Origin of the sequence: Planctomyces sp. SH-PL62, from assembly GCF_001610895.1 — a bacterium.
Taxonomy (GTDB): domain Bacteria; phylum Planctomycetota; class Planctomycetia; order Isosphaerales; family Isosphaeraceae; genus Paludisphaera.
Genome location: NZ_CP011273.1, coordinates 2,994,655 through 3,018,963 on the forward strand (window position 1 = coordinate 2,994,655; position 24,309 = coordinate 3,018,963).

Genomic DNA, 24,309 nt, shown 5'->3' on the forward strand with positions numbered 1-24,309 from the left:
ATAAGAGGACGGGCCGCTCTGTCAAGATCCCCGGCGGGGACCGAGCTCGATGGCGCGGCGATAGACGTCCAGGTAGCGGTCGACGTTGCGGTCCATGCCGAAGTATTCCTCGGCGACGGGCCGGCCGGCGGCGGCGAGGCGGGCGGCGAGCTCGGGGTCGTTCAGGACCTGGAGGATGCCGTCGGCCAGGGGGCCGGGCGCGACCTCGGTGAGCACGCCGGCGCCGGTATCGCCCAGCAGGCGCCGGTAGTCGCCGAAGTCGGTCGCCACGATCGGGCGGCCGGCGGCGAGGTAGACGGCGAGCTTGCTCTGGACCGAGTAGTTCTCGCGGCAGGCCAACCGGGGGTGGACCAGGACGTCGGCGCGTCGGCTGAGGGCGACGACCTGTTCGGGGGTGGTCCCGGTGATGACGACCAGCCGGTCGCCGTATTCGCCCAGCTTCCGGCGGTATTCCTCGCCCGCCTCGGCCGGGCCGCCGACCAGCACGCAGCGGGCGTCGGGGCGGCCCGCGAAGATCCGGGGCAGGGCGTCGATCAGGATCGGCACCCCCTGGTTCGGGTGCACGATGCTGCCGATGTACATGACGACCTTGTGTTCCGGCCCCACGCCCGGGATGGGCGTGTCGGGGACGGGACGCTCGTACTCGCCCAGGTCGATCCCCGGATAGATGACGCTCACGCGGTCGGCCGGGACCCTCTTCTCGCGGACGACGACGTCCTTGACCGGCTCGCCCAGGGCGATGACCCAGGCGGCGCGATCCACCACCTTGCGCTCCAGCGCCTGGTAGGTCCGGAAGACGACGCCCCGGCCCAGGCGGTCGCGCTCGACTTCGTCGCCGAGGAGCGAGTGGATCTCGTAGACCATGGGCCAGCCGTTGCGTCGGCAGGCGAACGAGGCCCGGGTGGCCCCGCCGTAGTGCTGGGCGTGCACCACGTCGAACGGGAATTCGCGGGCGATCTTCTCCAGTCCCCGGCCCGCCAGCCAGGCGGCCGGCGGCACGGTGAAGACCGGAGTCCCCTCGAAATCAGCCCGCGTGGCGGCCAGCCCTCCGGCGGGCCGCAGCCGCAGGTGGGCCACGACGACGTCGACCCCTCGCGGCTTGAGGGCCCTGAGGATCTTGATCGGCAGCATCGCCGTGCCGTCGTATTCGCCCGGGATTGGGAACGAGGTCACCATCAGAACGCGCATCGAAGCAGCTCCTCCTTGACCCGGTCTTCCTGTCCCGGGGGCCTCAAGGATAAGGGCTGGCGATGCGGGCGCGAACCCGGTAGTCCCGCGACGACCGGCTCAGGTGGCGTCGCCCGGCGGGGAGACCAGCCGGGTGGGCTCGCGGCGGTGGCGTTTATCCTGGCAGAGGACGCCCCCGGTGCGGCGGTCGAGGGCCTCGATCGCCGCGTCCAGCACGCCCCGGGCGGTGTCCAGGTGGCGGGGGCGGAGCGCGTAGGGATCGCGCGGGAGGCCCGTGCGGGGGAACGTCAAGGATTCGGCCCGGACGGCCCGGCGAAGGGGCTCGGGGACCTGATGGGGCTGCATCGGCTCATAGTCGCCGTCGCGCCGGGAGGACCGATAGTAGGCGCGTCGGGTCGACGGGGGGCCGGGGTAGACCCATGAGGTTTCGAGCATCAGCAGCTCGGCGAACTGCGGCCAGGGGGGAGCCTCGGGGTTGAACGACGACGTGGGGACGCCGGGCTCGGCCACGATCGCGGGGAGGAGCCGCCAGGCCTCGGCCAGGGGGAGGGGGCGGCTCGGGTCGGCGAGCAGGCCGCGAAGCTCGGGACGGCCCAGCTCGACCGCCGCCTGCCGGACCAGGGCCTCGGCCGACGCGATGTACAGCATCAAGGCCGCGCGGGCCAGCCGGGACGCCTCGGCCTCGGAGTAAGCCAGGCGGCTCTGGGTGTGGAAGTGGAGCGCGTCCTGGTAGAGGCAGTGGAACGGGCTGAACACCGTTTCCACGACCCAGCCGGGATCGTCCCCCTCGGCGCCGCCGCGCGACGCCAGGGTGACGCCGGCGTCCGGCGTCCGATGGTCCAAGGGACGCCCTCCGGGCCGTGACGATCCGTTGGTGGGCGAGCCGGGCTGGGCGAGGTCGTCCGACATGGGCCTCTCGATGCGACGGTCTTGATGGGCGTGGACAAGGCTACCGCGAGGCTCGACTTCCGTTCCTCATTCTACCACACCCGCCCCCCCCGGCGGGGTCGAAGCGGGGGGCGGCTCGGAATTCCCGTCGGCGGGCGGCGAGGCCGCTTCGGGCTGGGGGGCTTCGCCTTCGGCCTTGGGAGCTTCGGCCGCTTCGGGCTTGGGAGCTTCGGCGGCCTCGGGCTGGTGGGCTTCGCCTTCGGCCTTGGGAGCCTCGGGCTTGGGGGCCGGGGCGTTGATGCGGGCGAAGGCCTGGGGCGCCGGCGGGAGCGGGTCGGGGGCGTCCTGGGTCGGGTCTTCCAGGACGAGGGAGCGGGCCCGGAGGAGGTTGCCGTGGTACTGCATCGTGGGATCCATCGCGGTGTAGTGCGCGATGGCGCGTCGGGAATCGCCCTGGGATTCGTAGATGCGTCCGAGGTTGGCGTGGGCGCCCCAGCGGAACATGTAGTAGGGCGGGTCGTTCGAGGTCGGTTCGGGGAGCATCTCCAGGACCTTGCGGAACATCAGCTCGGCCTGGTCGAGGCTCTTCCGCTCCAGGTGGGCGAGGGCCAGGTAGTAGCTCGCGTAGACGTCCAGGCCCTCCTGGATCGCGCCCGGGATGACCTGGTTCTTGTTGGTGACGAAGGTCGCGTTCTCGGAGAACCGGAACGAGACGTAGTCGGAGACGGCCTCGGCGAGTTCACCGCGGAGGTGCTTGATGCGGGCGTAGAGCAGGGGCATCTCGCCCCGGAAGAACAGGAGCGACTGTTGGGTCGCGGCGACGAAGTTGGGGTCGGTGAAGAGCCGGGTCTCGACCTCCAGGGGGAGCGTCCAGAGGGCGACGGCGCCCAGGCGGTCCCCCAGGACCTCGGCGAAATGGGCCTCGACGGCGGCCGGGTCGTGGTGGAGGATCGTCCGGTTCGAGCCCGCGAGCTCGTTCTGGAGCAGCTTCATCTTGGGCGTGTAGTAGCCCTGGCTGGAGTCGATCAGGACGCCGATCCGGGTCGGGCTGGCGAGGAGGGTGGCCCGGCTGGTCTCGTACGGGGAGAGGCCGGGGAGGTTCATGGCCTCGAGGATCGAGGGATCGGCCAGGGCCTGCCGCAGGGTGGCGACCCCCTCGCCGCCGGGGCCGGGGACGGGGAGCCCGACGCGGGCGTCGAACAGATAGGCCTCGCCGTCGATCAGGGCGGCGCAGATCCAGACGATCGGCTGGCGTTCGCCGCGGGGCGGTCCGAAGGGGGAGAGGAAGTCGCCCGTCTTGGGGATCGGGGATTCGACGGTGTTCCCCTTGGAGTAGGTCAGGAGGCCCACGTCCACGCCGAGCTGGCGGCAGAGCGCCATGAACATCCAGGCGCGCTCGGCCCAGAAGCCCTGGGATTCGGTCCCCATCCCGCGCAGGAGGAGGTCGTACGGCCGTGCGTAGACCTGGGGGAGCTGGGGCGTCCCCATGCTGCCGGCGGGGACGAGCTGGACCTGTTCGACGGTCCAGTCGAAGACGCGGCGGACCCGCGCCAGGTCGTCGCCCGTACCGCCGACTCGACTGGCGATGTCGTGGTACATCATGCAGTCTTCGATGTGCCGGGCGTCGCGGCTCTCCGACCACTGGTGGGCTTGCAGATCCTCCATCATCTTGGAGGGGAGCTGGCGCGAGAGGAAGCGGAGGACGTCGGTCTTGACCAGGTATTCGACCGGGGGTGTCCCCTCGAAGAACTGGTTGAGCTTCTGGGTGGCCAGCCGGAAGTTGTCGCCGCCGGGCTTCAGGGCGGCACTCTTGATGAGCTGGATCGAGCTTTCCAGGATCGCCGCCCGCTCCACGGAGTCGCGGCGGCTGGACGCGCCCGCCTTCGCCGTGGACTTGGTGGCGGTGGCCCCCGGCCGGAACGTGCCGGCGGCGGTCGTGGTGCGGTTCGGCGGCGTGTAATTGCAGCCCGAGAGGACGGCCGCGGACGTGAACCCGAGCAGGACGGCCCGGACGGCGCCTGCGCAACGATTGGACCCCATCAAAGTCGGTCGCTCCTGGTGAGATGCTCGGGCCGCGTCCCGGGGGGATCGATGTCGGAATTCGTCTTCGGGTCCGGACGCGGGCGGGATGCGGTCGGTCGCCGACGGGACGTCTCGGTTCGCCCCCCCGCGCCGACCCGGCGCGGGCCGAAGGTCGGCGTGGCGGAGGCGAGGTCGGCCCTCGGTCCAACGTCTTGTCTTATTGTGTCGATGGGTGGCGAGGCTCGCGAGACCTTTCCGGGAATCCCCCCCGGGAAATTACGTCGGCGGGGGCGTCCCGGTTCGGCCGGGTCGGCGGGAATCGCGCGACGGCTCAGCCGGCGATCGCCTCTCGGACCCGCAGGAGGACCCGGAGGAGGTCCGGAAGCTCGTCGAGCCGCAGGGAGTTAGGGCCGTCGGAGAGGGCCTTGTCGGGGTCGGGGTGGACTTCCAGGAAGAGGGCGTCGCAGCCGGCGGCGACGGCCGCCTTCGCCAGCGTGGGGATCATCTCGCGCTGGCCGGCGGTCGTCTTGCCCCCTTCGCCGCCGCCGGGGAGCTGGACGGAGTGGGTGGCGTCGAAGACGACCGGCGCGCCGGTCTCCTGCATCTGGGGGATGGCCCGCATGTCGTTGACGAGCCGGCCGTAGCCGAAGGTCGTCCCGCGCTCGGTGAGCAGGGTCCCGGCCGCGCCGAAGTCCTGGAGCTTGGCCACGACGTTCTTCATGTCCCAGGGGGCCATGAACTGCCCCTTCTTGACGTTGACCGCCCGGCCGGTCGCCGCGACGGCTTCCAGCAGGTCGGTCTGGCGGGCCAGGAAGGCCGGGACCTGGAGCAGGTCGACGACCTCGGCGATCGGCGCGGCCTGGATCGTCTCGTGGACGTCGGTCGTCACGGCCAACCCGGTCTCGGCCTTGACCTTGCGGAAGACGTCCAGGCCCGCTTGCAGGCCAGGGCCCCGGTAGCTGGAGCCCGAGGTGCGGTTGGCCTTGTCGAACGACGCCTTGAAGATCAGGGGGACGCCCAGCTCACCGCAGATTTCCACGAGCCGCCCGGCGATCCGGAGCGTGAGATCGCCTGGCTCCATCACGCAGGGGCCGGCGATCAAGGCGAGAGGCTGTCCATTCCCGATCTGCACCGGGCCGACCGTCACCGGATTGGGGACGACGTTCACCGTGTTCGACTCCTGAGATTGCGAAAGCTGTCCGAAACCCCGACCTTGGGGGCCGTCGCCCGCCCGGATCTTAGCGGAACAGCCGACCCCCGGCGAGGGCGGTCCGACGGGCCGTGGGGGACCAGGCCGGGTCGACGAGGACCTGGAGGGCTTTCGGCAGGATCTCGATGGTCCAGAGATCGCGGACGGGGCCGTCGGCCTCCGACGTCGCGAGAGACGCCGGTGCGAGCTGGCCGGCGGGGTCGCCGTCGATCTGGACGGGGACGGTCCCCGGCGACGAGAGCGACACCTTCCGCACCCGGCGATGGTGGACGCCGGAGAGCTTCAGGTGCGTCCCCAGGACGACCCGCCAGAGGTAATAGAGCGCCTGGAACGGGCCGGGGTCGCGGAAGACGACGAGGTCGAGCAGGCCGTCGTCCTGGCAGGCGGAGGGGGCGAACGGGAGGTTCAGGGCGTACCGGGGGATGTTGAAGACGAAGACCGTGGTGCCGATCAGGGTCTCCTCCGCGCCGGGGTCCTCGATGTGGACGGCGATCCGGGGGAAGTCGTAACTGAAGCTGGCGCGGAGGATCGGCTCGACGTAGGCGACGCGATGGGTCGTCCGGACCACGCCGGCGGCCGTCCTGGTCTGGTGGTGGCGGGTGACGACGTCGCCGTCGAAGCCGAAGCCGGCCATCAGCAGGAAGCGACGGCCGTCGGCGAGGCCGACGTCGACCGGCACGACCTTGCCCGTCGCGATCGTGCGGGCCACCCAGTCGGCGTCGGGACGGAGCTGGAAGTGCTGGGCCGCGAGGTTCTCGGTCCCGGTGCGGAGGACGGTGATCGGGGTGCGGGGCTTCTCGTTGATCAGGGCCGAGACCGTGCCGTCGCCGCCGACGGCGACCAGGCAGCGGCAGGTCGGGTCGGCGTCGGCCCTGGCGACCAGGGCCGCGCGCTCGGCCGGAGTCCAGGCGGCCTCGGCGTCCAGGTCACGCCCTCGGAGCGCGGCCACGAGCCGTTCCGCCTGGCGGCGGCTGGCCCCCGCGCCCGATCCGGGGTTCGCGACGACGCCCACCCAGCCGCCGGAGGGCCTCCGGCCTGGTGACGATCCATGATCCAGGGGCGCGTCGTCGGGGGTCGTCATGAAGGCCAGCCCAGGGGGCCGAACGGCTCGATTTCGCTCGGCTCGGCTCAGCGGGTGGAGCCGGCCATCTTGGAGACGTTCTCGTCGAACGCCTTCTTGAACTCGTCGCGGAGGGTGGCCAACCGTTCGGTCAGCTCGGCGTCCCTGTCCCGGAGATCCTGCACGTCGGCGCGGGCGGCGGCCAGGAGCTTGGTCTCCGCTTCCTTCTCCTGCTTGCGGATTTCCAGGTCGTGCTGGGCGTGCTCTACGGTGTTCTGCACCGTTTCAAGCTGGTGCTGCATGTTGTTCAGCACCCCCTTGAGCTGCGAGCCGGCGGCTTCCACGCCGGTGACGCGGGCGCGGATGACGGCGACCTGGGTGTTCATGTTGGCCTGGAACTGGGACGTGTCGTCCTTGATCTTCACCAGGTCGACCTGCGCCTGGTGGAGCCCTTCCTCGGCCTTCGCGAGGTCGGCCTGGAGCTTGGCCAGGGCCGCGTTGCCGTTGCGATTCAACTGCGCGACGCCCGCTCCCAGGAAAATCCAGACCCCGGCGGCCAAGAGGATCAATACGACGAGCACCTTGCCCGCGGTCGACATCGGACGTCTCCTGCCACTAGGCCCTTATGGGAAAACCGCCGACGAAGCCCCGGCGGTGGACCGCCCAAGGCGCACGCGGGGATGGGAAGTCGATGGCACTCTTCAATATACCCCCCGATCCCCGCCCCCGCCAATCGCCGGCGAACTTTCTCCCCCGAAACCTCCGCGCGACCCGCCCGGTCGACCGCCCGGTCAAGTCAATAGGAGTCGCTGCTGATCACCTCGCCGCCCCGGAGGGAGCCCAGGGCTCGCCAGGCGTCGCCGTTGATGGAGTCCTTGATGAACCGGACCGAGCCGTCGGCCAGCAGGACGTTGACCCCGCCGGGGTGGTAGCTCCGCGACGTGACCGCCGCGAACGTGGGGCCCCCCTGGCTCTCGCGACTGCCGATGAGGTCGAGCGCCTGGCTCTGGTCGCCTCCCGTGCGGACGATCCGCCGGTTGGGCGTCCAGGCGGTTGTGAAGCCCGACTCGTGGACCGCCCCGTCGACCCATTCCGTGTGCCCGGTCGTCGCCAGGGTGCAGCCCGCGTTGTATTCCGGGGCGACCGTGTACGGGTCGGCGGCGGGGGAGGGCTGCGCGTTCGGATTGTTGACGTTGGCCAGGCCGCCGCAGTTCCCCAGGTTCGGCTGGTATGTCTTCACCTCGGCCGCGACCACGGTGTTGCTCAGGCCGTCGGAGAACGCGGCGAGGGTGCGGCTCTGGTTGACCTGGAACGGGGCCCCGTTGGCGGCTCCCGCGAACCCGCCCCAGACGTACCAGTCGCCCATGTTCCAGCCGTAGTTGTTCACGCCGTATCGGGCGAGCGTCGTGGCCCGGGGCTGGGTGTTCACCTCGCTCGGGCAGAGGAACGCCGCGATCACCATCGCCCCGATCGTCGTGTTCTCCGGGACGCTGTAACGAAGCGTGAAATTGATCGAGTTGAACGCCGACCCCTGCTCCAGGAACGGCAGGAGCCGACCGTGGACGCTCCAGCCGTTGCTCCAGGTGATCGTCGTCCCGCTCCCCTTCATGCACATCGACGGGGGCAAGGCCCCGGCCACCCCCTCGTAATTATGAAGCCCCAGCCCGAGCTGCTTCAGGTTGTTCGTGCACTGGATGCGCCTGGCCGCCTCGCGCGCCGCCTGCACGGCCGGGAGCAGCAGGGCGATCAGGACCGCGATGATCGCGATCACCACCAGGAGTTCGATCAGCGTGAAGCCGCGTGTCTTCGAACGGGACATGGGGGGGATGAGCCTCTCGATTGAGGGCGGCGTCGGGAGCCGCGACTCTCGGCGTCGATGTTGATTTAAATTGAGATCCAGTCTCAACTGGCGGCGTTTCAGTATGGAGACGCGTTGTCATCCATGTCAACGTCGGATCCGAGAAATCCCGATGGGTCGCGGCGATCCGCGTCATCGTCAGGGCGGGTTGGGAGCGCGGCCCGCTGGGAACGAGAACGCCCCGGTCGGGGGGCCGGGGCGGGCGGAACGGTTCCGAGGTTCGGCGGATAGGGAGGGGAGTCGGGAGATCAATCGGCGCTGAGGGTCGTCGAGGGCAGGCGTGAGGTGGCGGCCTTGGGGATGGCCCGGCGTCCCTTCTGCTTGGAGGCGTTCTTGAGGCCGGCGGCGACCTCTTCCTCGGGGGCGGGGGCGATGGACGCGCCTCCCCCCTGGTCGCAGCCGATCAGGCCGGACAGGGTCAGGAGCACGATCGCGGCGTTTCGGAGACGGGACATGGATCCTCCCGAGGGGGTCGGTCGAGGGTGCGGCGGATGGAGGGGCCCGGCGTCGTCCCCGAGGGTCAGTAGCCGTCGGCCGAGATCACCTCGCCGCGATTTCGGGTGCCGAGGCCGTTCAGGACGGCGAGGTTGGTCGATTCCTTCAGGAACCGCACCGAGCCGTCGCCGAACAGGGCGTTCGCCCCGCCGGAGTGCTGGCTGTGGAATCCGAACTGGCCGTAGGTCTGCACCTGGGGGATCTTGTACCAGTTCGCGAGGTCGTCGCTGCTGGCCGGGTTGTAGTAGCTGGAGCCGAGGAGCGGGAACTGCTGCGCGGGGGCGTTGATCTTGGTGGCGGTGGTCGCCCAGCCGACGGGCCGGGTGTCGTTCATCCAGGCGGGCTGGTAGAGGATCCCCGCGAAGGGGTAGGCCGGGATGTAATTCGGGGTCCCGGAAGGCGTGGCTTCGGGCTCGCCCCGGAATCGGGAGGACTCACCGATGAAGATCGTCCCGCTGAGGCCGTCGGTGACGCTGTTGACGCCGAAGCAGTAGCCCGCGCCGAACATGCCGTCGGGCTCGACCAGGCCGCACATGGCCGGGGAGTTCAGCGAGTAGTTCTGGGAGTCCGCCAGCCCCGCGCAGAAGGCGTAACTGAGCTGAGGATTGGGGATGTTGCCGGTGGAGACGTCCAGCGGGGTGTTCGGCAGGTCCGACGGGCAGAGGTAGGTGGCGATCCGGGTGTTGTATCCCGTCGTGTTGAACACCGAGCGATATCCCGACGCGCTCAGGAAGTTCAGGGCGTTGTACGGGGCCGACTGCTCGATGAACGGGAGGATCATCACGAACACGTTATAGTAGGGCTGATAGACGCGGGCGCAGTTGTTCGTGTCCTTGAAGATCGTCCCGATCGGGTACTTCCCGATCGCGCTTTCGTAGTTGGCCAGTCCCAGCCCGATCTGTTTCAGGTTGTTGACGCACTGGGAGCGGCGGGCCGCCTCGCGCGCCGCCTGGACGGCGGGCAGGAGCAGGGCGATCAGGACGGCGATGATCGCGATCACCACCAGCAGCTCGATCAGTGTGAAACCCCGATGGCGGGACATTGAGTGGACTCCCAACGAAGGCGGAAGGGGAACTCGGCCGATCGCTCGTCGTCCCGGGCGCGGAACCGGACCTTGATCTGAATTTCAGAAGCTCTGCACGGTGTGTCGGCTCGGCGGGCGAGCAAGCTCCACTGCATCGAGGCGTCGCCCGGACGGGTCGGTCATTTCATCCGATGGATTCGTTATTTAAGGACCGCCAGGCGCCTTGCTCCACGTTTGTCACCAATTTCGAAGGAAATCCAGGGACGCAGACGGGTCGACCGGACGGTCGGAGAGCTTCGATCGGGAGGGAGCGGCAAGACAAGATGTTTAATTATATCCGCTGAAGCATGGGTCGCCAAGGGTTCTGGAGAAACGTGCGGGTCGGGCACCTTGTGACGGGGTGGGCTGGAAATCCGTCCCGGAAGGAACCTGACGGATCGGACGAGGCCCTTTCCCCCTCGCCGAACCCGCAGCGCCGGAACAAGGGGAGGCACGGCACGAGGGCCGCCGGCGTCACATCCGGCCGGCCTGCGAAATCCAACAGCGTCCGACCGCCCCGCCCGCCCCCGGCCCCTTTAACAGAATATTCGGTTCGAGCTTTAGAAACGATCGGGCGTCGCCTCGGCTTTCGCGCCTGGACCTGGCGCGGGCGATACGCCTCGGACCGTGCTCAGCTTTCGACACTCTTCATTCAACTCCACCGAGTTCCGGCGGAAAGCCTTCGGGTGCCAAGGGTTCCGCGAACCCGTGGATCGGCGTCGGGCCGGTCACGAGCCGTCGTCCGACTCCCCGGCCGGTCCACGGGTTCAGAGAACCCGTGGCACCCGATCGCCGTCTCCCTACCCCCTTGAGCTGGTGGTGCTAAGTGAGGAGTCTGCAATTTTCTCCAACGGCCGGGACGGTCGCCGCTCCCGGTTTGGAGTTGGGGCCGGTGAGCACGAGAGCAGCCGGGTCGCGAGCGGGTGGGCGGATGGCTGCACTTTCGCCAGGCGCTTCGTTCCCATCGGGTGCCGGCTCGTCCGCGGCCGGCTCGAACGGGCCCGGCTCGTCCGCGGCGGGGGGCGGCGGGGCCAGGTCGGGCACGGTCGCGGCCGAAGCGGGCGAGGGGGGATGTTCGTTGAGTTGACACCCCACGACTCGCTCGAGTTGGGCCAGGGCCCGGCCAAGCTCGGATTCGAAGCGGGCGATCTGGAGTTCGACCTGGAGCAGCTCTCGCCAGGCGGTGACGAGGGTGAGGAAGTCCAGGTTCCCGGCGCGGTAGTCGCTCGCCGCGATCTCCAGGGCCTGGCGGCTCCGGGGCAGGTAGCCCGAGCGGAACAGGTCGATGACGTCGCGGCGGGACGTCGCCTCGGCGAGCAGCGACTTCACCGCCTCGTACGTCTCGTCTCGCAGGTTGTCGTAGCGGCGCGAGTTCGCGACGGCCCGCGCCTCCGCCTCGCGCACCCCGGCCGCGAGCTTGCCGCGGTAGACCGGCAGGTTGAAGCCGACCGTGAGGCCGACCATGTCCCGGCCGTCGGCCGTCGGGGACATGGCGTTGTCGCGGGTCAACGTCATGTAATTCAGGCCGACGTCGATGTTCGGGTAATACTTCTTGCGGGCGAGCTCGACCTCGCGGGTGTCGCGGACGACGGCGGCGAGTCGCCCCTGGAGTTCGGGACGGGCGACGACCGCGAGGCGGTAGAGCCGATCGACCTGGGCGGGGACGTCGGCGGTGGGGACCGTGGGCAGGGTGCGGAAAGCCGTCTCGGGGCTCACGTGGAGCTGACGAGCCAGGGCGGCGCGGGCCTCGGCGATCCCCTGGCGCGCCGTCACCAGCTCGCTCTCGACGTCGGTCACGACGTTCTCGGCCCGGAGCACGTCCTGCTGGCTGGTGTTCCCGGTCGTGAAGCGGACGCGGGCGATCTCGACGAAGTCGACCGCGAGCTTGCGGTTCTCGGCCAGGATCTGCTCGGATCGCTGGGCGAAGTAGAGGTCGTAGTAGGCCCGCTTCACCTCGGCGACCACCTCGAGCTGGGCCGCGGCGAGTTCCATCAGGGCGACCTTGACCTCCTGCTCGGCCGCCTCCCCGCGGAGCCGGAGCGTCCCGAACCAGGGGAACTGCTGGCTGATTATCATCTGATAGGGGTTGTAGCCCATCAGCGAGTACTGGGGGCCGTTCATCGGGAAGGGCCAGATGGTGTTCTCGACCATCGGGTCTTCCAGCGCGGTCACCTGCGGGATGCGCTCCTTCATCGCGAGCACGTTGAAGCGGGCGGCCTGCACGCCGCGGTTCTCGGCCAGGGCCCGGCGGATGAAGGCGTCGACCGGCTGCTCGCCGGCGAATTCCGGCGGGGCGGGGACCGGGTCGAGCGCCACGGCCATCGGCTCGTCGGGGTGAATTGGGCCGGGAGGATGCTTGACGGCGCTCTGGAGGTTCCGTTCGACCTCGACGTACGCCGGGAGCGGCCCGACCTGGGCGCAGCCGAGCATGCCGAGCACGAAGGGAGTCATCGTCCTTAAGGTCCAGCGTCGTGTCATCGCCATTCCTTCGCGAGACGCCGCAGTGCGCACCGTCGGCGCAGTCGGCAATTGCCGGTTCGATGAGCCCGAAGCTAACATCGGCGCCGACCACGGTTCGGATTCGGCGAAACAGTTTCGTCGTAGCGATTTTCCGGAGGGCCCGTCGCTCGCCTCGGGTCAGGCACCTCCCCCCCGTCGATGCGAACCGAAGCCCTCCCGGCGTCGTGGCCGTGCCGGTCGGCATCCCGCTCCGGCCCCTTTGTCTCTGTTCCGAGCTAGCCGAAGGGAGGCCCGCGAGGTATAATTTGGGGTGTCGTTAGGAAACGTTCATTTCGATATGCTGGTGTGATGATGCCCACGACCCGTCGACAACTCCGTCCCTTCCTGGTCGCCCTGCTGGCGATCGCGGGGATGGTGTCGGCGTCGGCCTGCACGACAAAGCCCGCATCGGCCTCCCGCACCTGCTGCGCGAGTCGGCCGTCGTCCGAGTGCGACTGCTGCGCCCCGGGCGAGATGCGGCCTTCTTCGGGTGTTGCGTCCCGCGCCGATGCGGCGATCGTCACCCCTGCCGCCCGCGCGATCGACCAGGCCCCTTCGGCCTCGTGCGAATGCCGGGCGAGCGAGCCCGCCGCTCCCTCCGAGCGTCCGGCCCAGCGGACCTCCCCCAACCACTCCGAGATCCAGGACCTCGGCCTTTCGGTCGCCGTCGCCCCGGCGCTCAAGTCCTCGCCCTCGCTCGCACGTCTGCTCTTACCGAACGAGAGCCCGCCCGGGTCACCGCTCTATCTCCGCACCTCCCGCCTGCTGATTTGACTCCTCTCTCGCGCGTCACGGCTTCGCCCTGCGCCCATGCTGCGTCCCCGCCGCGGGCTCGCTCGACGGAAGCCGCTCCGTAACCACGCCCTATCGTGCTTTACGAACGCAAGAGACCTGCGCCTTCGGGCCGTGAGCCCGAGTTGCGCGAGGAGTCCCTACCATGTCCGTCCATGGACCTTCCCGTCCCTCCGATCCGGGTGCGCCCGAGCCTGCCGTCACTCCTGCGCCCGTCCCGGCCGGAGGGACGCCGCCGACCCGCTGGCAGAGGTTCCGCATGGTGGTGAAGGTCGTCGAGCTGAGGCTCCGCTTCGTCGCCCTGATGGCCGCCACCGGCCTCGTGTTCGCTTACTGGGACACGCTCTGGAATCACTACGAGAAGTGGACGCGCCCGCCGGGCGAGATCCACGCGGCGGCGTCGGACACCGAGCACTTCTGCCCGATGCACCCGACGGTCGTCCAGTCGGAGCCGGGCTCGTGCCCGATCTGCGGGATGCCGCTCTCGAAGCGGAAGAAGGGGGAGGCCGAGGGGCTCCCCGAGGGGGTGCTCTCGCGAGTCACCCTGGAACCGTACCGGGTGGCCCAGGCCGGGGTGCGGACGAGCGAGGTGGGCTACGCCCCGCTCTCGGAGACGGTCACGACCGTCGGCTCGGTCGAGGTGGACGAGCGGCAGTTGAAGCGCATCTCCTCGAAGACCAAGGGCATGTCCCGGGTCGAGAAGCTGTTCGTGAACTACACGGGCACGAAGGTGGAGGCCGGAGAACCGCTCGCCGAACTCTACAGTCCCGAGCTCTACCAGGCGATCCAGGAGCTGCTCCTCGCCCAGCGGTCGACTCGCGAGCGGCCTCGGGCCCAGACCGCGCTGGGCCGCTCGGTCCTGGGCGACCCGGACGAACTGGTCGCCCTGTCCCGGGAGAAGCTCCGGCTCTGGGGCGTCGCCCCGGCGCAGATCGAGCAGATCCTCCGCGAGGGGAAGGCCGAATTCAAGCTGCCGATCCTTTCCCCGATCGGCGGGGTGCTCATCCGGAAGGGCGTGGTCGAGGGGGATTACGTCGCCGAGGGCCAGGCGATGTTCGAGGTCGCCGACCTGACGCACGTCTGGGTCAAGGCGCAGGTCTATGAGAACCAGTTCGCGCTGGTGCGGGTGGGCCAGGCGGTGGAGGCGACCGTCGAGGCGTACCCCGGCGAGGTCTTCTCGGGGAAGGTCGCCTTCGTCGACCCGGTCTTGAATCCGGCGACCCGCACCGTCACCGTCCGCTACGACCTTGAGAACGCGGACCTCCGCCTCCGTCCGGGGATGTTCGCGACGGTGACGCTCAAGACCCCGGTCGCGGACACCCCGGCCTTCCTCGCCCGGCGGACGTCGATCCCGGCCGCGGGCGCGGCCCGCACGGCGAGCCTCACCGTCGAGCAGCAGAAGCTCTGCCTCGTGACGCACGCCAAGCTCGGCTCGATGGGCGAGCCGGTCCCGATCGAGGTCGAGGGGCGGAAGCTCTGGATGTGCTGCGTGGGCTGCGAGCCGAAGCTCAAGGGGGAGCCCGCGAAGTACCTCGCCCGGCTCGCGCCGGCCCCGAAGGACGAGGTCCTCACCGTGCCCGAATCGGCGGTCATCGACACCGGGACCAGGAAAGTCGTCTACGTCGAGGCGGAGCCCGGCGTCTTCGAGGGTCGCGAGGTCGTCCTCGGGCCCGTCTCCGGCGACCGCTACCCGGTGCTCGACGGCCTCTCCCCCGGGGAGACGGTGGCGGCCCAGGGCTCGTTCCTGATCGACGCCGAGAACCGGCTGAATCCGAAGGCGGCGGGCTCGCAAGGCGACTCGCCCCGGCCCGACGCCGAAGCCACCCGGTCGGCCGCGGCGCACGCCGCGGCCGGCCACCGGCATTGAGGGGGCCGGAGCCATGATCGAGAACATCGTCGAGTGGTCGATCCGGAACCGCTTCCTCGTCATCCTCGCCTCCATCGCGGTCGGGATCGCGGGCTTCCGCGCGCTGATGACCATGCCCGTGGACGCCATCCCGGACCAGTCCGAGAACCAGGTGATCGTCTTCACCGACTGGATGGGCCGGAGCCCCCAGGAGATCGAGGACCAGGTCACCTACCCGCTGACGACGAAGCTCCAGGGCCTGGCGGGGGTCAAGGTGGTCCGCTCGTCGAGCGAGTTCAACTTCTCGATGGTCAACGTCATCTTCGACGACTCGACCGACTACTACTTCGCCCGCCAGCGCGTGCTCGAACGGCTCGCGACCGTCGCCCCCGAACTCCCCCAGGGCGTGACCCCGTACATGGCGCCCGACGCCACGGCCGTGGGCCAGATCTTCTGGTACACCGTCGAGGGGGAGGGGACCGACCTCGGCGAGCTACGCGCCATCCAGGACTGGTACGTCCGCTACCAGCTCAACTCCGTCCCCGGCGTGGCCGAAGTCGCGTCGGTGGGGGGCGCCCCGCGCGAGTACCAGATCGACCTCGACCCCAACAAGCTCCGCTCCTACGGGATCAGCCTGGGCGAGGTCTACTCGGCCGTCCAGCGCTCGAACTCCGCCGTCGGCGGCCGGGTCGTCCACAAGGGGAACGCCGAGTACCTCATCCGCTCCGTCGGCTGGATCCAGAACCTCGACGACCTGAAGGACACCGTCGTCGCCCAGCGCGGCGGCGTCCCCATAGACCTGAAGACGATCGCCGCCGTCCAGATGGGCCCGGGGTTCAAGCGGAGCGTCCTGGAGAAGGACGGCCGGGAAGTCGTCGGCGGCGTGGTGATGATGCGCTTCGGCGAGAACCCGCTCGAAGTGACGCGGAAGGTGAAGGAGAAGGTCACGACGCTCTCGGCCGGGCTCCCCGAGGGGGTGCGGATCGTGCCGTTTTACGACCGCACGCCGCTCATCAACAAGGCGCTCGAGACGGTCTCCGACACGGTGAAGGAAGAGATCATCATCTCCACGGTGATGATCGTGCTGATCATGGGGCACCTGGGCGGGGCGTTCGTCGTCTCGATCACGCTCCCGCTGGCGATCCTCTTCAGCTTCCTCATGATGAAGATCTTCGGCATCCCCTCGAACATCATGAGCCTGGCGGGGATCGCGATCTCGGTCGGCATCCTGGAGGACCAGGCGGTGGTGATGACCGAGAACGCGGCGCACCACCTCACGCGCCGGTTCGGGGACCGCCGAGTCACGGGGAACGTGCTGGACGTCATCATCCCGGCCTGCCGCACGGTGGGCCGCCCGATCTTCTTCTCGGTGCTCATCACTATCGTCTCGTTCCTGCCGGTGTTCGCGCTCACCGGCCGCTCGGGGAAGATGTTCCACCCGCTGGCGTGGACCAAGACGTTCGCGCTGATCGGCGTGGCGGTGCTCGCCATCACGCTCGTCCCGGCGCTCATCCCCATCTTCCTCAGGGGCCGCATCAAGTCCGAGGACGAGAGCTGGCTGGTCAGGACGATGATCACCATCTTCAAGCCGATGCTCTCCTGGCTGATGGACCGCACCACGCTCGTCTGCTGGCTGTTCGCCTGCATCCTCGGCGTGGGCTATCTCGCCTCGACCCGGCTCGGCAGCGAGTTCATGCCCCCCCTGGACGAGGGCTCGATCCTCGACATGCCGACGAGCGTCCCGCGGATGTCGGTCACCCAGGCGACCCAGGACCTGAAGGCGCGGGACGCGGTGCTCCGCGGCTTCCCCGAGGTACTGATGGTGGTCGGCAAGGCGGGCCGGGCGGAGACCGCGACCGACCCGTCGCCGCTCGACATGGTGGAGACCATCATCAATCTCCATGACCGCGAACTCTGGCCGAAGCGGAAGCTCGAGTTCAACGACGCCCTGATCCAGACTCAGGCCGCGCTGGCGGCGCTCGAGGCCGGGGGCGTCCTCAAGGCCCCGGCGACGAAGGAGGAGCGGGAGGCCTTCCTGAACGAGGCGGCGATGGAAGTCGTCGTCTGGGTCGACGCCTCGCTGCGGGAGTTGGCGCTCATGCGGCTCGAGGAGTACCGCCCGACGCTCGGGGCCGAGCTCGCGGGCGACGCCGTCGACGAGCTGCTGGCGCGCGTCGACCCGGGACTGGTCCGCCGCAAGCCCACCGCGACCGAGCGGGAGGACCTCGCGAAGGCGCTCGGCGCCGTCCATGGTGCACGCCTGGCGCTCGAGCCCAGGTTCGACGACGTGACCGATGTGGTCAAGGACGCATCGCGGAGGCTGGTCGCCTTCGGCGTCCTGGAGGAGCGTCCCGACCTGCTCTCGCCGACCCCGAGCACGTGGGAGCGGGCGACCGCCGCCGTGGGCGAGGTGCTGGGCAGGGAGAAGGCGACGCTCTTCACGCGAGTGACCGAGAGGCTCGTCGCCGCCCACGAGGAGAAGCTGAAGGAGCGGACGAAGTCGCTCAACTGGGAGCTGTTCGACCGGGCCGTCGGCACCGGCACCTGGGCCGCGATGGAGGAGCTGACGAAGCGGGCCGGCGAGAAGAAGCTCGCGGCCCGCCAGGCGACCCCGGACGAACTCGAGGCGCTGCGGGCCTCGCTCGAGAAGCCGTTCTCCGACCGCCTCTTCCTCTGGCGGAAGTCGAAGCAGGACCTCGTCGACGAGATGGGCACGGCGCTCCAGGTCCCCGGCTGGGGGAACATCTTCACCCAGCCGATCATCAACCGCATCGAGATGCTGGCGACCGGCGTGCGCACGCCGGTCGGCGTGAAGGTTTTCGGGGACGACCTCCAGGAGATCCAGCGTGTGAGCCTCGAGATCGCCGACGTGCTCCGCGGCGTGCGGGGCGCGAACGGCGTGGTGCCAGACCAGATCGTCGGCAAGGGCTACGTCGAGGTGGACATCGACCGCAAGAAGGCGGCCCGCTACGGCATCCAGGTCGGCGACATCCAGGACGTGGTCGAGGTCGCCATGGGCGGCAAGCCGCTGACGGTGACCGTCGAGGGACGAAGGCGCTTCCCCGTCCGCGTGCGCTACGCACGCGACTTCCGCACCGACGAGGAGGCGCTCAAGAACACCCTCGTCGCGGCGCGGGGCGCGACGGGCGCCGCCGGGGCGGATGCGGCCGGCGGGATGGGCATGGGCGGCGGCGCCCCCCCCTCGGCGCCGGACGCGCCGCCGGTCCAGGTGCCGCTGTCCGAGGTCGCGACGGTCCGCGTCGTCGAGGGGCCGTCGATGATCAAGAGCGAGAACGGGCTCCTCCGCGCCTACGTCCAGCTCACGGTCACAGGCCGCGACGAGGTCGGTTTCGTCGAGGAGGCGAGGCGGGTCGTCGCCGACGAGGTGAAGCTCCCGGCGGGGATGTACGTCGAGTGGGCGGGGCAATTCGAAAACGAGCTCAAGACGCGCAAGACCTTGCAACTGGTCTTCCCGGCGGTCATCGCGGTGATCGTGCTGATCCTGTACCTGACCTACAAGAGCTGGATCGACGCGATGCTCATGATGACGGCCGTGCTCGGCGCGCTCGCCGGGGGGGCCATGTTCCAGTGGCTCTTCGGCTTCAATTTCTCGGTCGCGGTCTGGGTGGGCTACATCGCCTGCTTCGGCATGGCGACCGAGACCGGCATCGTGATGCTCGTGTATCTCCGGGAGGCCATCGCCGAGCGCGGCGGGCTCGAGGGCATCGGCTCCGTCGAGGAGCTCAAGGAAGCCATCCTCGAAGGGGCCATCCACCGCCTCCGCCCGAAGCTGCTCACGGAGGGGACGACGATCATCTCGATCGCTCCCATGCTCTGGGCGAGCGGCGTCGGCTCCGAGGTCATCCGGCCGATGGCCGCGCCGGTGCTCGGCGGGCTGCTGATCGCCGACGAGGTCATCGACATCTTCCTCCCGGTCCTCTACTTCGCCGTGAAGAAGTGGCAGTGGCGGAAGATCCACCACGTGGGACTTTTCGAGCCGAACAATCGGGTGGCCGTCGCGACCTGAAACCTCACGGCACCGTCGGCCGAGTGACACGCTCCCTCTTTCCTCATTCAGAAAGGTCCGTGATGAATCGAAGCAACTTGCGAGCCGGAATTCTGCTCGGCGTCCTCGCCTCTCCGTTCGGGCTCCTCTCCGGAGCGACGGCGAGCGAGCCGGTGCGGGTCGCCGCGAGCGACGGGGCCGACCGGGACGCGAAACAGCCCCAGGTCGCGGTGGATGCGCGTGGGCGAATCTACGTCACCTTCGGCCGGGGGGGCACGGTCCGGCTCGCCGCCTCGACGGACGGCGGGAAGACGTTCGACGAGAACACCGTCGGTTCCGTCGGCGCGCTCGCGCTCGGCATGCGTCGCGGGCCGCGCGTCACCGCCACGGACGGCTCGGTCGTCGTCACGGCGATCGGCGGGAAGGAAGGGAAAGGCCGAGACGGCGACGTGCTCGCCTGGCGCTCGCAGGACGGCGGGAAGACCTGGGCCGGGCCGAGCCGGGTGAATGCGGTCGAAGGCTCCGCCCGCGAGGGGCTCCACGGCATGGCCGCCGCTCCCGACGGGAAGGTCTTCTGCACCTGGCTCGACCTCCGGAGCGGAAAGATGGAAGTCTACGGCTCGCTCTCGAAGGACGGCGGAGCGACCTGGGAGCCCGACGCCCTGGTCTACCGCTCGCCGGACGGGAGCGTCTGCGAGTGCTGCCATCCCTCGGCGGCCTTCGGCCCCGACGGCACGCTCCACGTCATGTGGCGAAACTCGTTGAAGGGGGCGCGCGATCTCTACATCACCAACTCCTCCGACGGCGGAAAGTCCTTCGGTCCGGCGGAGAAACTCGGTCGGGGGAGCTGGCCGCTCAACGCTTGCCCGATGGACGGCGGGGCGGTCGCCGCGGGACCCGAGGGCCGGGTCGAGACGGTGTGGATGCGGGCCGGGGCGATGTTCGCGGCGAGGCCGGGCGAAGCCGAGCGGTCGCTCGGTCGCGGGGTCCAGGGCTGGGCCGCGTTCGGCGCCGACGGGCCGTACTCGGTCTGGCTCGAGGAGCGGCCGGGCAAGCTCCTCGCACTCACGCCCGCTGCGGACTCGCCGCTGATCCTCGCCGAACGAGCGAACGATCCGGTGGTCGCCGCCGCGCCGAACGGCCGCGGTCCCGTCGTCGTCGCCTGGGAAGACAAGGCGGACGGCGGCATCCTCGCCCACGTGTTCACGCCGAAAGCGGAGGAGGCCCCTCGCTGACCGGATCGCGCCCCCGCGCGAGCGTCGTCTGGACGCGGCGCGGGGAGATCCGGGAGGTGCCGAACGGCGGCCGTCGTCCCGGGAGGGGAGGCTCGCCAGGTGTGATCCTCCGGGCCGGGCTCCGGTGCGGCCCACCGTCCCGGCCTCCTGGATCGAGGCCGCGAGAGAGGTCCTCGTTGCGTAATTGAGCCCCGCACGAGGATGCTCGCCGCGGCCGAGTTCGAGGAGGTCGGGCGGTGGGTCGCACCCGGGCCCGTCCGGATGTCCCCAACTGAGAGTGAGAGCGGATTCGACATGACGCTGCGATACAAGTTCGTCCTGCCGGTCAACGTCATCCTGGTGCTGGTCCTCGGCGCCTCGCTCGCCTGGGAGTGGCGGCGCCAGGAGGCGACGGGGCTGCTGCTCCTCCGCTCTCGGCTCGACGAAGAGGCCCGCTTCGTGCATGCGGCGCACGTCACGTTCGGGGCGTCGCCGCGCTTCCAGGCGTTCCTCGCCCGGTTCTGCCACGCATTCGACCCCTCCGCATCGCCCGAACACCAGGTGGCGCTGCTCGACGAGGACGGCCGGGTGGCGGCCGAAGCCGCCGAGCATGCACGCCGGCCGATGGACGTCCGCCGGCTCGCCGCCGCCGGAGACGGGTTCCAGACGCGCGAGCATGACGGCGACACGTTCCTCGTCCGGATCTCGGACGTCGGCAAGGAGCGGGTGGTCGTCGCCGAGTCGACGCGTGCGGTGCGTGAGCACGTGAGGGCGAACCTCCGGCGGCAGGCGGTCTGGTTCCTCGGGGCCGGGGTCCTCCTCCTGGGCGCGGTGAACGTCGTCATGCGCCGTGCGGTGCTCCGCCCGATCCGGCGCATCTCCCGGGCCGTGCGACAACTCGAACGCGGGCGGCTCGGGGTCGAGGTCGCCTCGCCGAACGGAGATGAGCTGGGGGCGCTCGCCCGGCAGTTCAACGCCATGTCCCGCACCCTCGCGGACCGGGCGGAGGACGATCGGCGTGAGATGGAGACGGCCCGCCGGGTCCAGGCGCATCTCCTGCCGCCGCAGAAGCTCCGGCTCGGCTGCGTGGAGGCCGCCGGGCGTTGCCTCCCCACGGGTCCGGTGGGGGGCGATCTCTACGACGTCCAACTGCTTCCCGACGGTCGCGTCGGCGTGCTCGTCGTCGACATGTCCGGCCACAACGTCGCCGCGGCGCTCCATACGGCGATGGTGCGGTCGATCGTCTGGCGCGAGGCTGCAGATGCCGACGGGCCCGGCGAGATCCTCGCCCGGCTCAACGAGCGGCTCTGTCGCGACCTCCCGGAGGAGCACTTCGCCACCGCGTTCTACGCCTCGTTCGACCCGTGGACCGGGTGCCTCCGCTACGCGAACGCCGGACACCCGCCGGCCCTGCTGCGGCACCCGGCGGGGCCTATCCGCGAGCTGGGGCCGACGATGCCGCTCCTCGGCATCCTCCCCGACACGCCCCCGACCGACGAGACCGTGGACCTCGAGCCCGGCTCGCGCCTCCTCGCCTATTCGGACGGCCTCGTCGAGGTCGCCGACTCGTCGGGTCGGATTTGGGGCGGGGCGGAGCTGGAGGCGATCCTCTCGGCGCATGAGGACGCGACGCTCGACGACCTGGTCGCACGCCTCTTCAAACGCCGGGAGGAGGTCGCCGCCTGGAACTCGCCCCAGGACGATGTGACCGTGGTCTTCATCGAGTACCAGCCGTCGGCGTCGGGACACCACACCGCGACGGCCGAGGCCCAATCCGGGTGGAACCGGTGATGAGCATTCTCAGCCTGGCTTCGACCTCGACCTGGGTACGGCCGCACCGGATCGGAGCGGGGACTGGTCCGGATCAGCCGGTCGCACGCCGCATCGGCCGTCGAGGTGATTCGGGCCAGGATCCTTCCGGCCGTCGCCCGCTTCAAAGTCGAGGGCGCCGACGCATCGACGCCCCGCCACGGCGGCCGCCTCGCCCATCGCCATCGTCACGACCGCCCCCGCGCCCGCGAGTGCTCGAAACACGTCTCGCCGCCTCGGAATGGGTCGCCTCGATGGATGCAGGGGAAGGCTGGGCCGTTCGCGATCGGGTCGTCCTCGTCCCTCGTCCTCGGAGGATAGTGCCGAAGCGGTCGTCGCGAAATGGGAGAAGGGGGCGCGGGCCGCGTCCTAAAATAAAAGAATGCGTGGAATTGAAATCTCTTGATTTAAAGAGTGTGCTTGGGCATCATGTGAAGTCGACGTCCGATCCCCGCCGACGGTGACCGACCGCGACCTACGAGGAGGAATTCGCCATGAGTCGCATCCAACGCCATTGGGTCCCCTCGGTCCTGGGGGCGCTTTTGCTGGGGTGGTCGTGCTGGACGCCCACGGCGTCGGCGGGGCCCGTCAACTACACCTTCACGGAGAGCACGAAGCAGTTCACCTACACCATTACGGGGGGGGACTTCGATTCGGACGAAACCCATGCGGACGCCAGGGGCGTCGACTGGTCGATCACGACGAACGTCACGGAGGACGCCGGGTTCGTCAACGACGTCCTGTCGATCAACTGGACCGCGCAGCACCTGATCCCGCCCGACGGCGAGGGGCCCAACGTCAACATCTTCTCGGACGGCTTCATCGTCGATGCGGACGACTTCACGCCGGGCGTGCACACGGTGACGAAGGGGATCAACCAGCCTATCGACCTGCCCCACGTCGGGAACGGCTTCAAGCACGTCGACCGGTTCACGGCGAAGCTCACGTTCACGGTCGAAACGACCCTGAACTTCGACGACATCACGGGGTACACCTTCGTCCTCACCGGGCAACATCTCGCGGTCCCCGAGCCCGGAACCCTCGCGATGGGCCTCGTCGGACTCGGAGCGGTCGCGGGCTACGGCTGGCGGACCAGCCGGTCCGCGAGGAGGGGGCGATGAACGTGGGATTCCCGACGCGACGCGCGCCGGCCCCGGAGGCCGTCCGGGGGCCCGGCGTCGGCTCGCGGCGCGGAGCTTCCCGGTGGCTTCTCCCGGCGACGGCGATCCTGATCGGCACGTCGGGCGCGGCCCTGGCGGGGGAGGTGGTCCCGGGTAAGATCACCGAGACGACCTTCTGCCTCCCGGACGGATCGAAATTCACCAGGACGACGACGACGGACGGAAGCATCCGGATCACCGACGCCGAGATCACCGCGCTGGTGAAGATCCTCGAGCTGGTCATCCGGGTGGCCGCCTTGATCCCGAAGTTCGACGCGGGAGTCTCGGCCGCGGTGACGCCGCTTTTCTTCGACGTTCAGCCGCCGGCGGGGTGGACCTACGAGATCCGGGACGGAGGCCAGGCTCTGGCCTTCCTGCCGCCCGATCCCATCGACCGGGTGATGGACGTGGGCGCCTATGCGTTCACGAGCCCCATCCCGGCCGGTTTCGGGTTTCTTGAACTCGCCGTCGTGGGGGAGGCTGGCACGGAGGTTATTCCCTACACCCAGCCGTTCCCCGTCGCGAATCCGCATCCCGACGCGCTCTTCTCGGTCGTGCCGACCGGGGATGCCGGCCTCGACCGGTTCCTGGTCTACAACGACGGCGACGCCGCGCTCACGGGGGCGAGCATCACCTATTTGGAAGCCGGGATCTCCAAGACGCTGAGCTTGCCCGACCTGGGGGTCGGCGAGTCGTTCCAGTCCGACGGCTTCGCGTCCGGCCTGGTCACGTCGGCGATCCTGACCGCGGATCAGATCGGCCCGGCGACGCTCTCCGACGCAGGCGGCATCCAGACGTGGTCGTGCGCCTGTCCGGTGCCCGAGCCCGCCTCGATGCTGATTGCGACGATCGGCGTCGTGCTCTTCCCCGTCCTGGCCAGGCTCCTCCCCCGGCCGACGGGCGGCTGACGAAAGCCCCCCCGCGCCCCGCGAGCCCAGGGACGGATCTCGAGGGGCGTAGCCCGCCAGGATCGCGTCGACGAGGGAGGGGGGCGTGACGAACGCGACCCGCCCTCCCAAAAGACGCGCGCGGCGTTCCGTATCGCCCCCCGGAGTCCAGGCGAGGAGGGCGTCACCGGGGACGAGGCGGGCGACCTCGGCGGCCGCGTCGAGGGCGACGAACACGCCGTCAGATGTGGCGTTCAGGTCGCCCGAATCGGTCCGCTTCGTCCCGACCTGTCCGACTCGCTCGGTCGTGGC

General features: G+C 69.7%; 17 protein-coding genes. 7 read left to right on the top strand and 10 right to left on the bottom strand.

Translation table 11 applies throughout. From position 1 onward, the window contains the following. Window positions 1–21 precede the first annotated feature (21 nt). The 10 genes from VT85_RS11625 to VT85_RS11670 form a co-directional block, all read right to left on the bottom strand. Window positions 22–1,188 (bottom strand): glycosyltransferase family 4 protein, encoded by a 1,167-nt coding sequence (locus tag VT85_RS11625; protein ID WP_068414957.1) that lies wholly within the window; start codon window positions 1,186–1,188, stop codon window positions 22–24. A 99-nt stretch (window positions 1,189–1,287) separates the two neighbouring features. Beyond that, window positions 1,288–2,031, bottom strand: a complete 744-nt coding sequence (locus VT85_RS11630) for a hypothetical protein (RefSeq protein ID WP_068421861.1) — start codon at window positions 2,029–2,031, stop codon at window positions 1,288–1,290. Window positions 2,032–2,163: 132 nt separating this feature from the next. Beyond that, entirely contained in the window at window positions 2,164–4,116 is a 1,953-nt protein-coding gene (locus VT85_RS11635; RefSeq protein WP_068414960.1) for a tetratricopeptide repeat protein, read from the bottom strand. Window positions 4,117–4,429: 313 nt separating this feature from the next. Continuing rightward, window positions 4,430–5,266 carry a 3-deoxy-8-phosphooctulonate synthase gene (gene kdsA / locus VT85_RS11640; RefSeq protein WP_068414963.1) on the bottom strand — a complete coding sequence of 279 codons (837 nt, stop codon included), beginning with the start codon at window positions 5,264–5,266 and terminating at the stop codon, window positions 4,430–4,432. Between the two features lie 70 nt (window positions 5,267–5,336). After that, window positions 5,337–6,389, bottom strand: a complete 1,053-nt coding sequence (locus VT85_RS11645; RefSeq protein ID WP_082858538.1) for a diacylglycerol/lipid kinase family protein — start codon at window positions 6,387–6,389, stop codon at window positions 5,337–5,339. Window positions 6,390–6,436: 47 nt separating this feature from the next. Next, entirely contained in the window at window positions 6,437–6,967 is a 531-nt protein-coding gene (locus tag VT85_RS11650; protein ID WP_068414969.1) for a hypothetical protein, read from the bottom strand. Window positions 6,968–7,164: 197 nt separating this feature from the next. Further along, entirely contained in the window at window positions 7,165–8,187 is a 1,023-nt protein-coding gene (locus tag VT85_RS11655; protein WP_068414972.1) for a DUF1559 domain-containing protein, read from the bottom strand. A gap of 287 nt (window positions 8,188–8,474) precedes the next feature. Next, entirely contained in the window at window positions 8,475–8,681 is a 207-nt protein-coding gene (locus VT85_RS11660) for a hypothetical protein (RefSeq protein ID WP_068414975.1), read from the bottom strand. Between the two features lie 65 nt (window positions 8,682–8,746). Continuing rightward, window positions 8,747–9,763: a DUF1559 domain-containing protein gene (locus VT85_RS11665; protein ID WP_068414978.1), complete on the bottom strand. Its 1,017-nt coding sequence runs from the start codon at window positions 9,761–9,763 to the stop codon at window positions 8,747–8,749. Window positions 9,764–10,606: 843 nt separating this feature from the next. Beyond that, the gene (locus VT85_RS11670; protein ID WP_082858539.1) at window positions 10,607–12,262 is read right to left on the bottom strand and encodes a TolC family protein; all 1,656 of its coding nucleotides are present in this window, start codon (window positions 12,260–12,262) and stop codon (window positions 10,607–10,609) included. Window positions 12,263–12,592: 330 nt separating this feature from the next. On the opposite strand from VT85_RS11670, the gene VT85_RS27580 reads away from it, so the two are divergent. From VT85_RS27580 to VT85_RS11710, 7 genes are all read left to right on the top strand, one after another. After that, window positions 12,593–13,057 carry a hypothetical protein gene (locus tag VT85_RS27580; RefSeq protein WP_068414981.1) on the top strand — a complete coding sequence of 155 codons (465 nt, stop codon included), beginning with the start codon at window positions 12,593–12,595 and terminating at the stop codon, window positions 13,055–13,057. Window positions 13,058–13,220: 163 nt separating this feature from the next. Next, window positions 13,221–14,942: an efflux RND transporter periplasmic adaptor subunit gene (locus VT85_RS11680; RefSeq protein WP_068414984.1), complete on the top strand. Its 1,722-nt coding sequence runs from the start codon at window positions 13,221–13,223 to the stop codon at window positions 14,940–14,942. Window positions 14,943–14,955: 13 nt separating this feature from the next. Next, a complete protein-coding gene (locus VT85_RS11685) occupies window positions 14,956–18,948 on the top strand; it encodes an efflux RND transporter permease subunit (RefSeq protein WP_068414987.1) in 3,993 nt (1,330 codons plus the stop codon). Window positions 18,949–19,010: 62 nt separating this feature from the next. Further along, window positions 19,011–20,162: a sialidase family protein gene (locus tag VT85_RS11690; RefSeq protein WP_082858540.1), complete on the top strand. Its 1,152-nt coding sequence runs from the start codon at window positions 19,011–19,013 to the stop codon at window positions 20,160–20,162. Between the two features lie 294 nt (window positions 20,163–20,456). Then, complete coding sequence (locus VT85_RS11695) at window positions 20,457–21,932, top strand: PP2C family protein-serine/threonine phosphatase (protein WP_197491231.1); 1,476 nt, start codon at window positions 20,457–20,459, stop codon at window positions 21,930–21,932. Window positions 21,933–22,444: 512 nt separating this feature from the next. Continuing rightward, a complete protein-coding gene (locus tag VT85_RS11705; protein ID WP_068414999.1) occupies window positions 22,445–23,071 on the top strand; it encodes a PEP-CTERM sorting domain-containing protein in 627 nt (208 codons plus the stop codon). After that, entirely contained in the window at window positions 23,068–24,018 is a 951-nt protein-coding gene (locus tag VT85_RS11710) for a hypothetical protein (protein ID WP_068415002.1), read from the top strand. The genes VT85_RS11705 and VT85_RS11710 overlap by 4 nt, the downstream gene beginning before the upstream one ends. The last annotated feature ends 291 nt before the right edge of the window (window positions 24,019–24,309 follow it).

What these genes read in the sequence shown, in the direction of transcription:
- VT85_RS11680 (WP_068414984.1), top strand. Translation starts at nt 13,221, where the DNA reads ATGTCCGTCCATGGACCTTCCCGTCCCTCCGATCCGGGTGCGCCCGAG.
- VT85_RS11625 (WP_068414957.1), bottom strand. Translation starts at nt 1,188, where the DNA reads ATGCGCGTTCTGATGGTGACCTCGTTCCCAATCCCGGGCGAATACGAC.
- VT85_RS11645 (WP_082858538.1), bottom strand. Translation starts at nt 6,389, where the DNA reads ATGACGACCCCCGACGACGCGCCCCTGGATCATGGATCGTCACCAGGC.
- VT85_RS11665 (WP_068414978.1), bottom strand. Translation starts at nt 9,763, where the DNA reads ATGTCCCGCCATCGGGGTTTCACACTGATCGAGCTGCTGGTGGTGATC.
- VT85_RS11670 (WP_082858539.1), bottom strand. Translation starts at nt 12,262, where the DNA reads ATGACACGACGCTGGACCTTAAGGACGATGACTCCCTTCGTGCTCGGC.
- VT85_RS11655 (WP_068414972.1), bottom strand. Translation starts at nt 8,187, where the DNA reads ATGTCCCGTTCGAAGACACGCGGCTTCACGCTGATCGAACTCCTGGTG.
- VT85_RS11660 (WP_068414975.1), bottom strand. Translation starts at nt 8,681, where the DNA reads ATGTCCCGTCTCCGAAACGCCGCGATCGTGCTCCTGACCCTGTCCGGC.
- VT85_RS11685 (WP_068414987.1), top strand. Translation starts at nt 14,956, where the DNA reads ATGATCGAGAACATCGTCGAGTGGTCGATCCGGAACCGCTTCCTCGTC.
- VT85_RS11635 (WP_068414960.1), bottom strand. Translation starts at nt 4,116, where the DNA reads ATGGGGTCCAATCGTTGCGCAGGCGCCGTCCGGGCCGTCCTGCTCGGG.
- VT85_RS11690 (WP_082858540.1), top strand. Translation starts at nt 19,011, where the DNA reads ATGAATCGAAGCAACTTGCGAGCCGGAATTCTGCTCGGCGTCCTCGCC.
- VT85_RS11710 (WP_068415002.1), top strand. Translation starts at nt 23,068, where the DNA reads ATGAACGTGGGATTCCCGACGCGACGCGCGCCGGCCCCGGAGGCCGTC.
- VT85_RS11705 (WP_068414999.1), top strand. Translation starts at nt 22,445, where the DNA reads ATGAGTCGCATCCAACGCCATTGGGTCCCCTCGGTCCTGGGGGCGCTT.
- VT85_RS11650 (WP_068414969.1), bottom strand. Translation starts at nt 6,967, where the DNA reads ATGTCGACCGCGGGCAAGGTGCTCGTCGTATTGATCCTCTTGGCCGCC.
- VT85_RS11695 (WP_197491231.1), top strand. Translation starts at nt 20,457, where the DNA reads ATGACGCTGCGATACAAGTTCGTCCTGCCGGTCAACGTCATCCTGGTG.
- VT85_RS27580 (WP_068414981.1), top strand. Translation starts at nt 12,593, where the DNA reads ATGATGCCCACGACCCGTCGACAACTCCGTCCCTTCCTGGTCGCCCTG.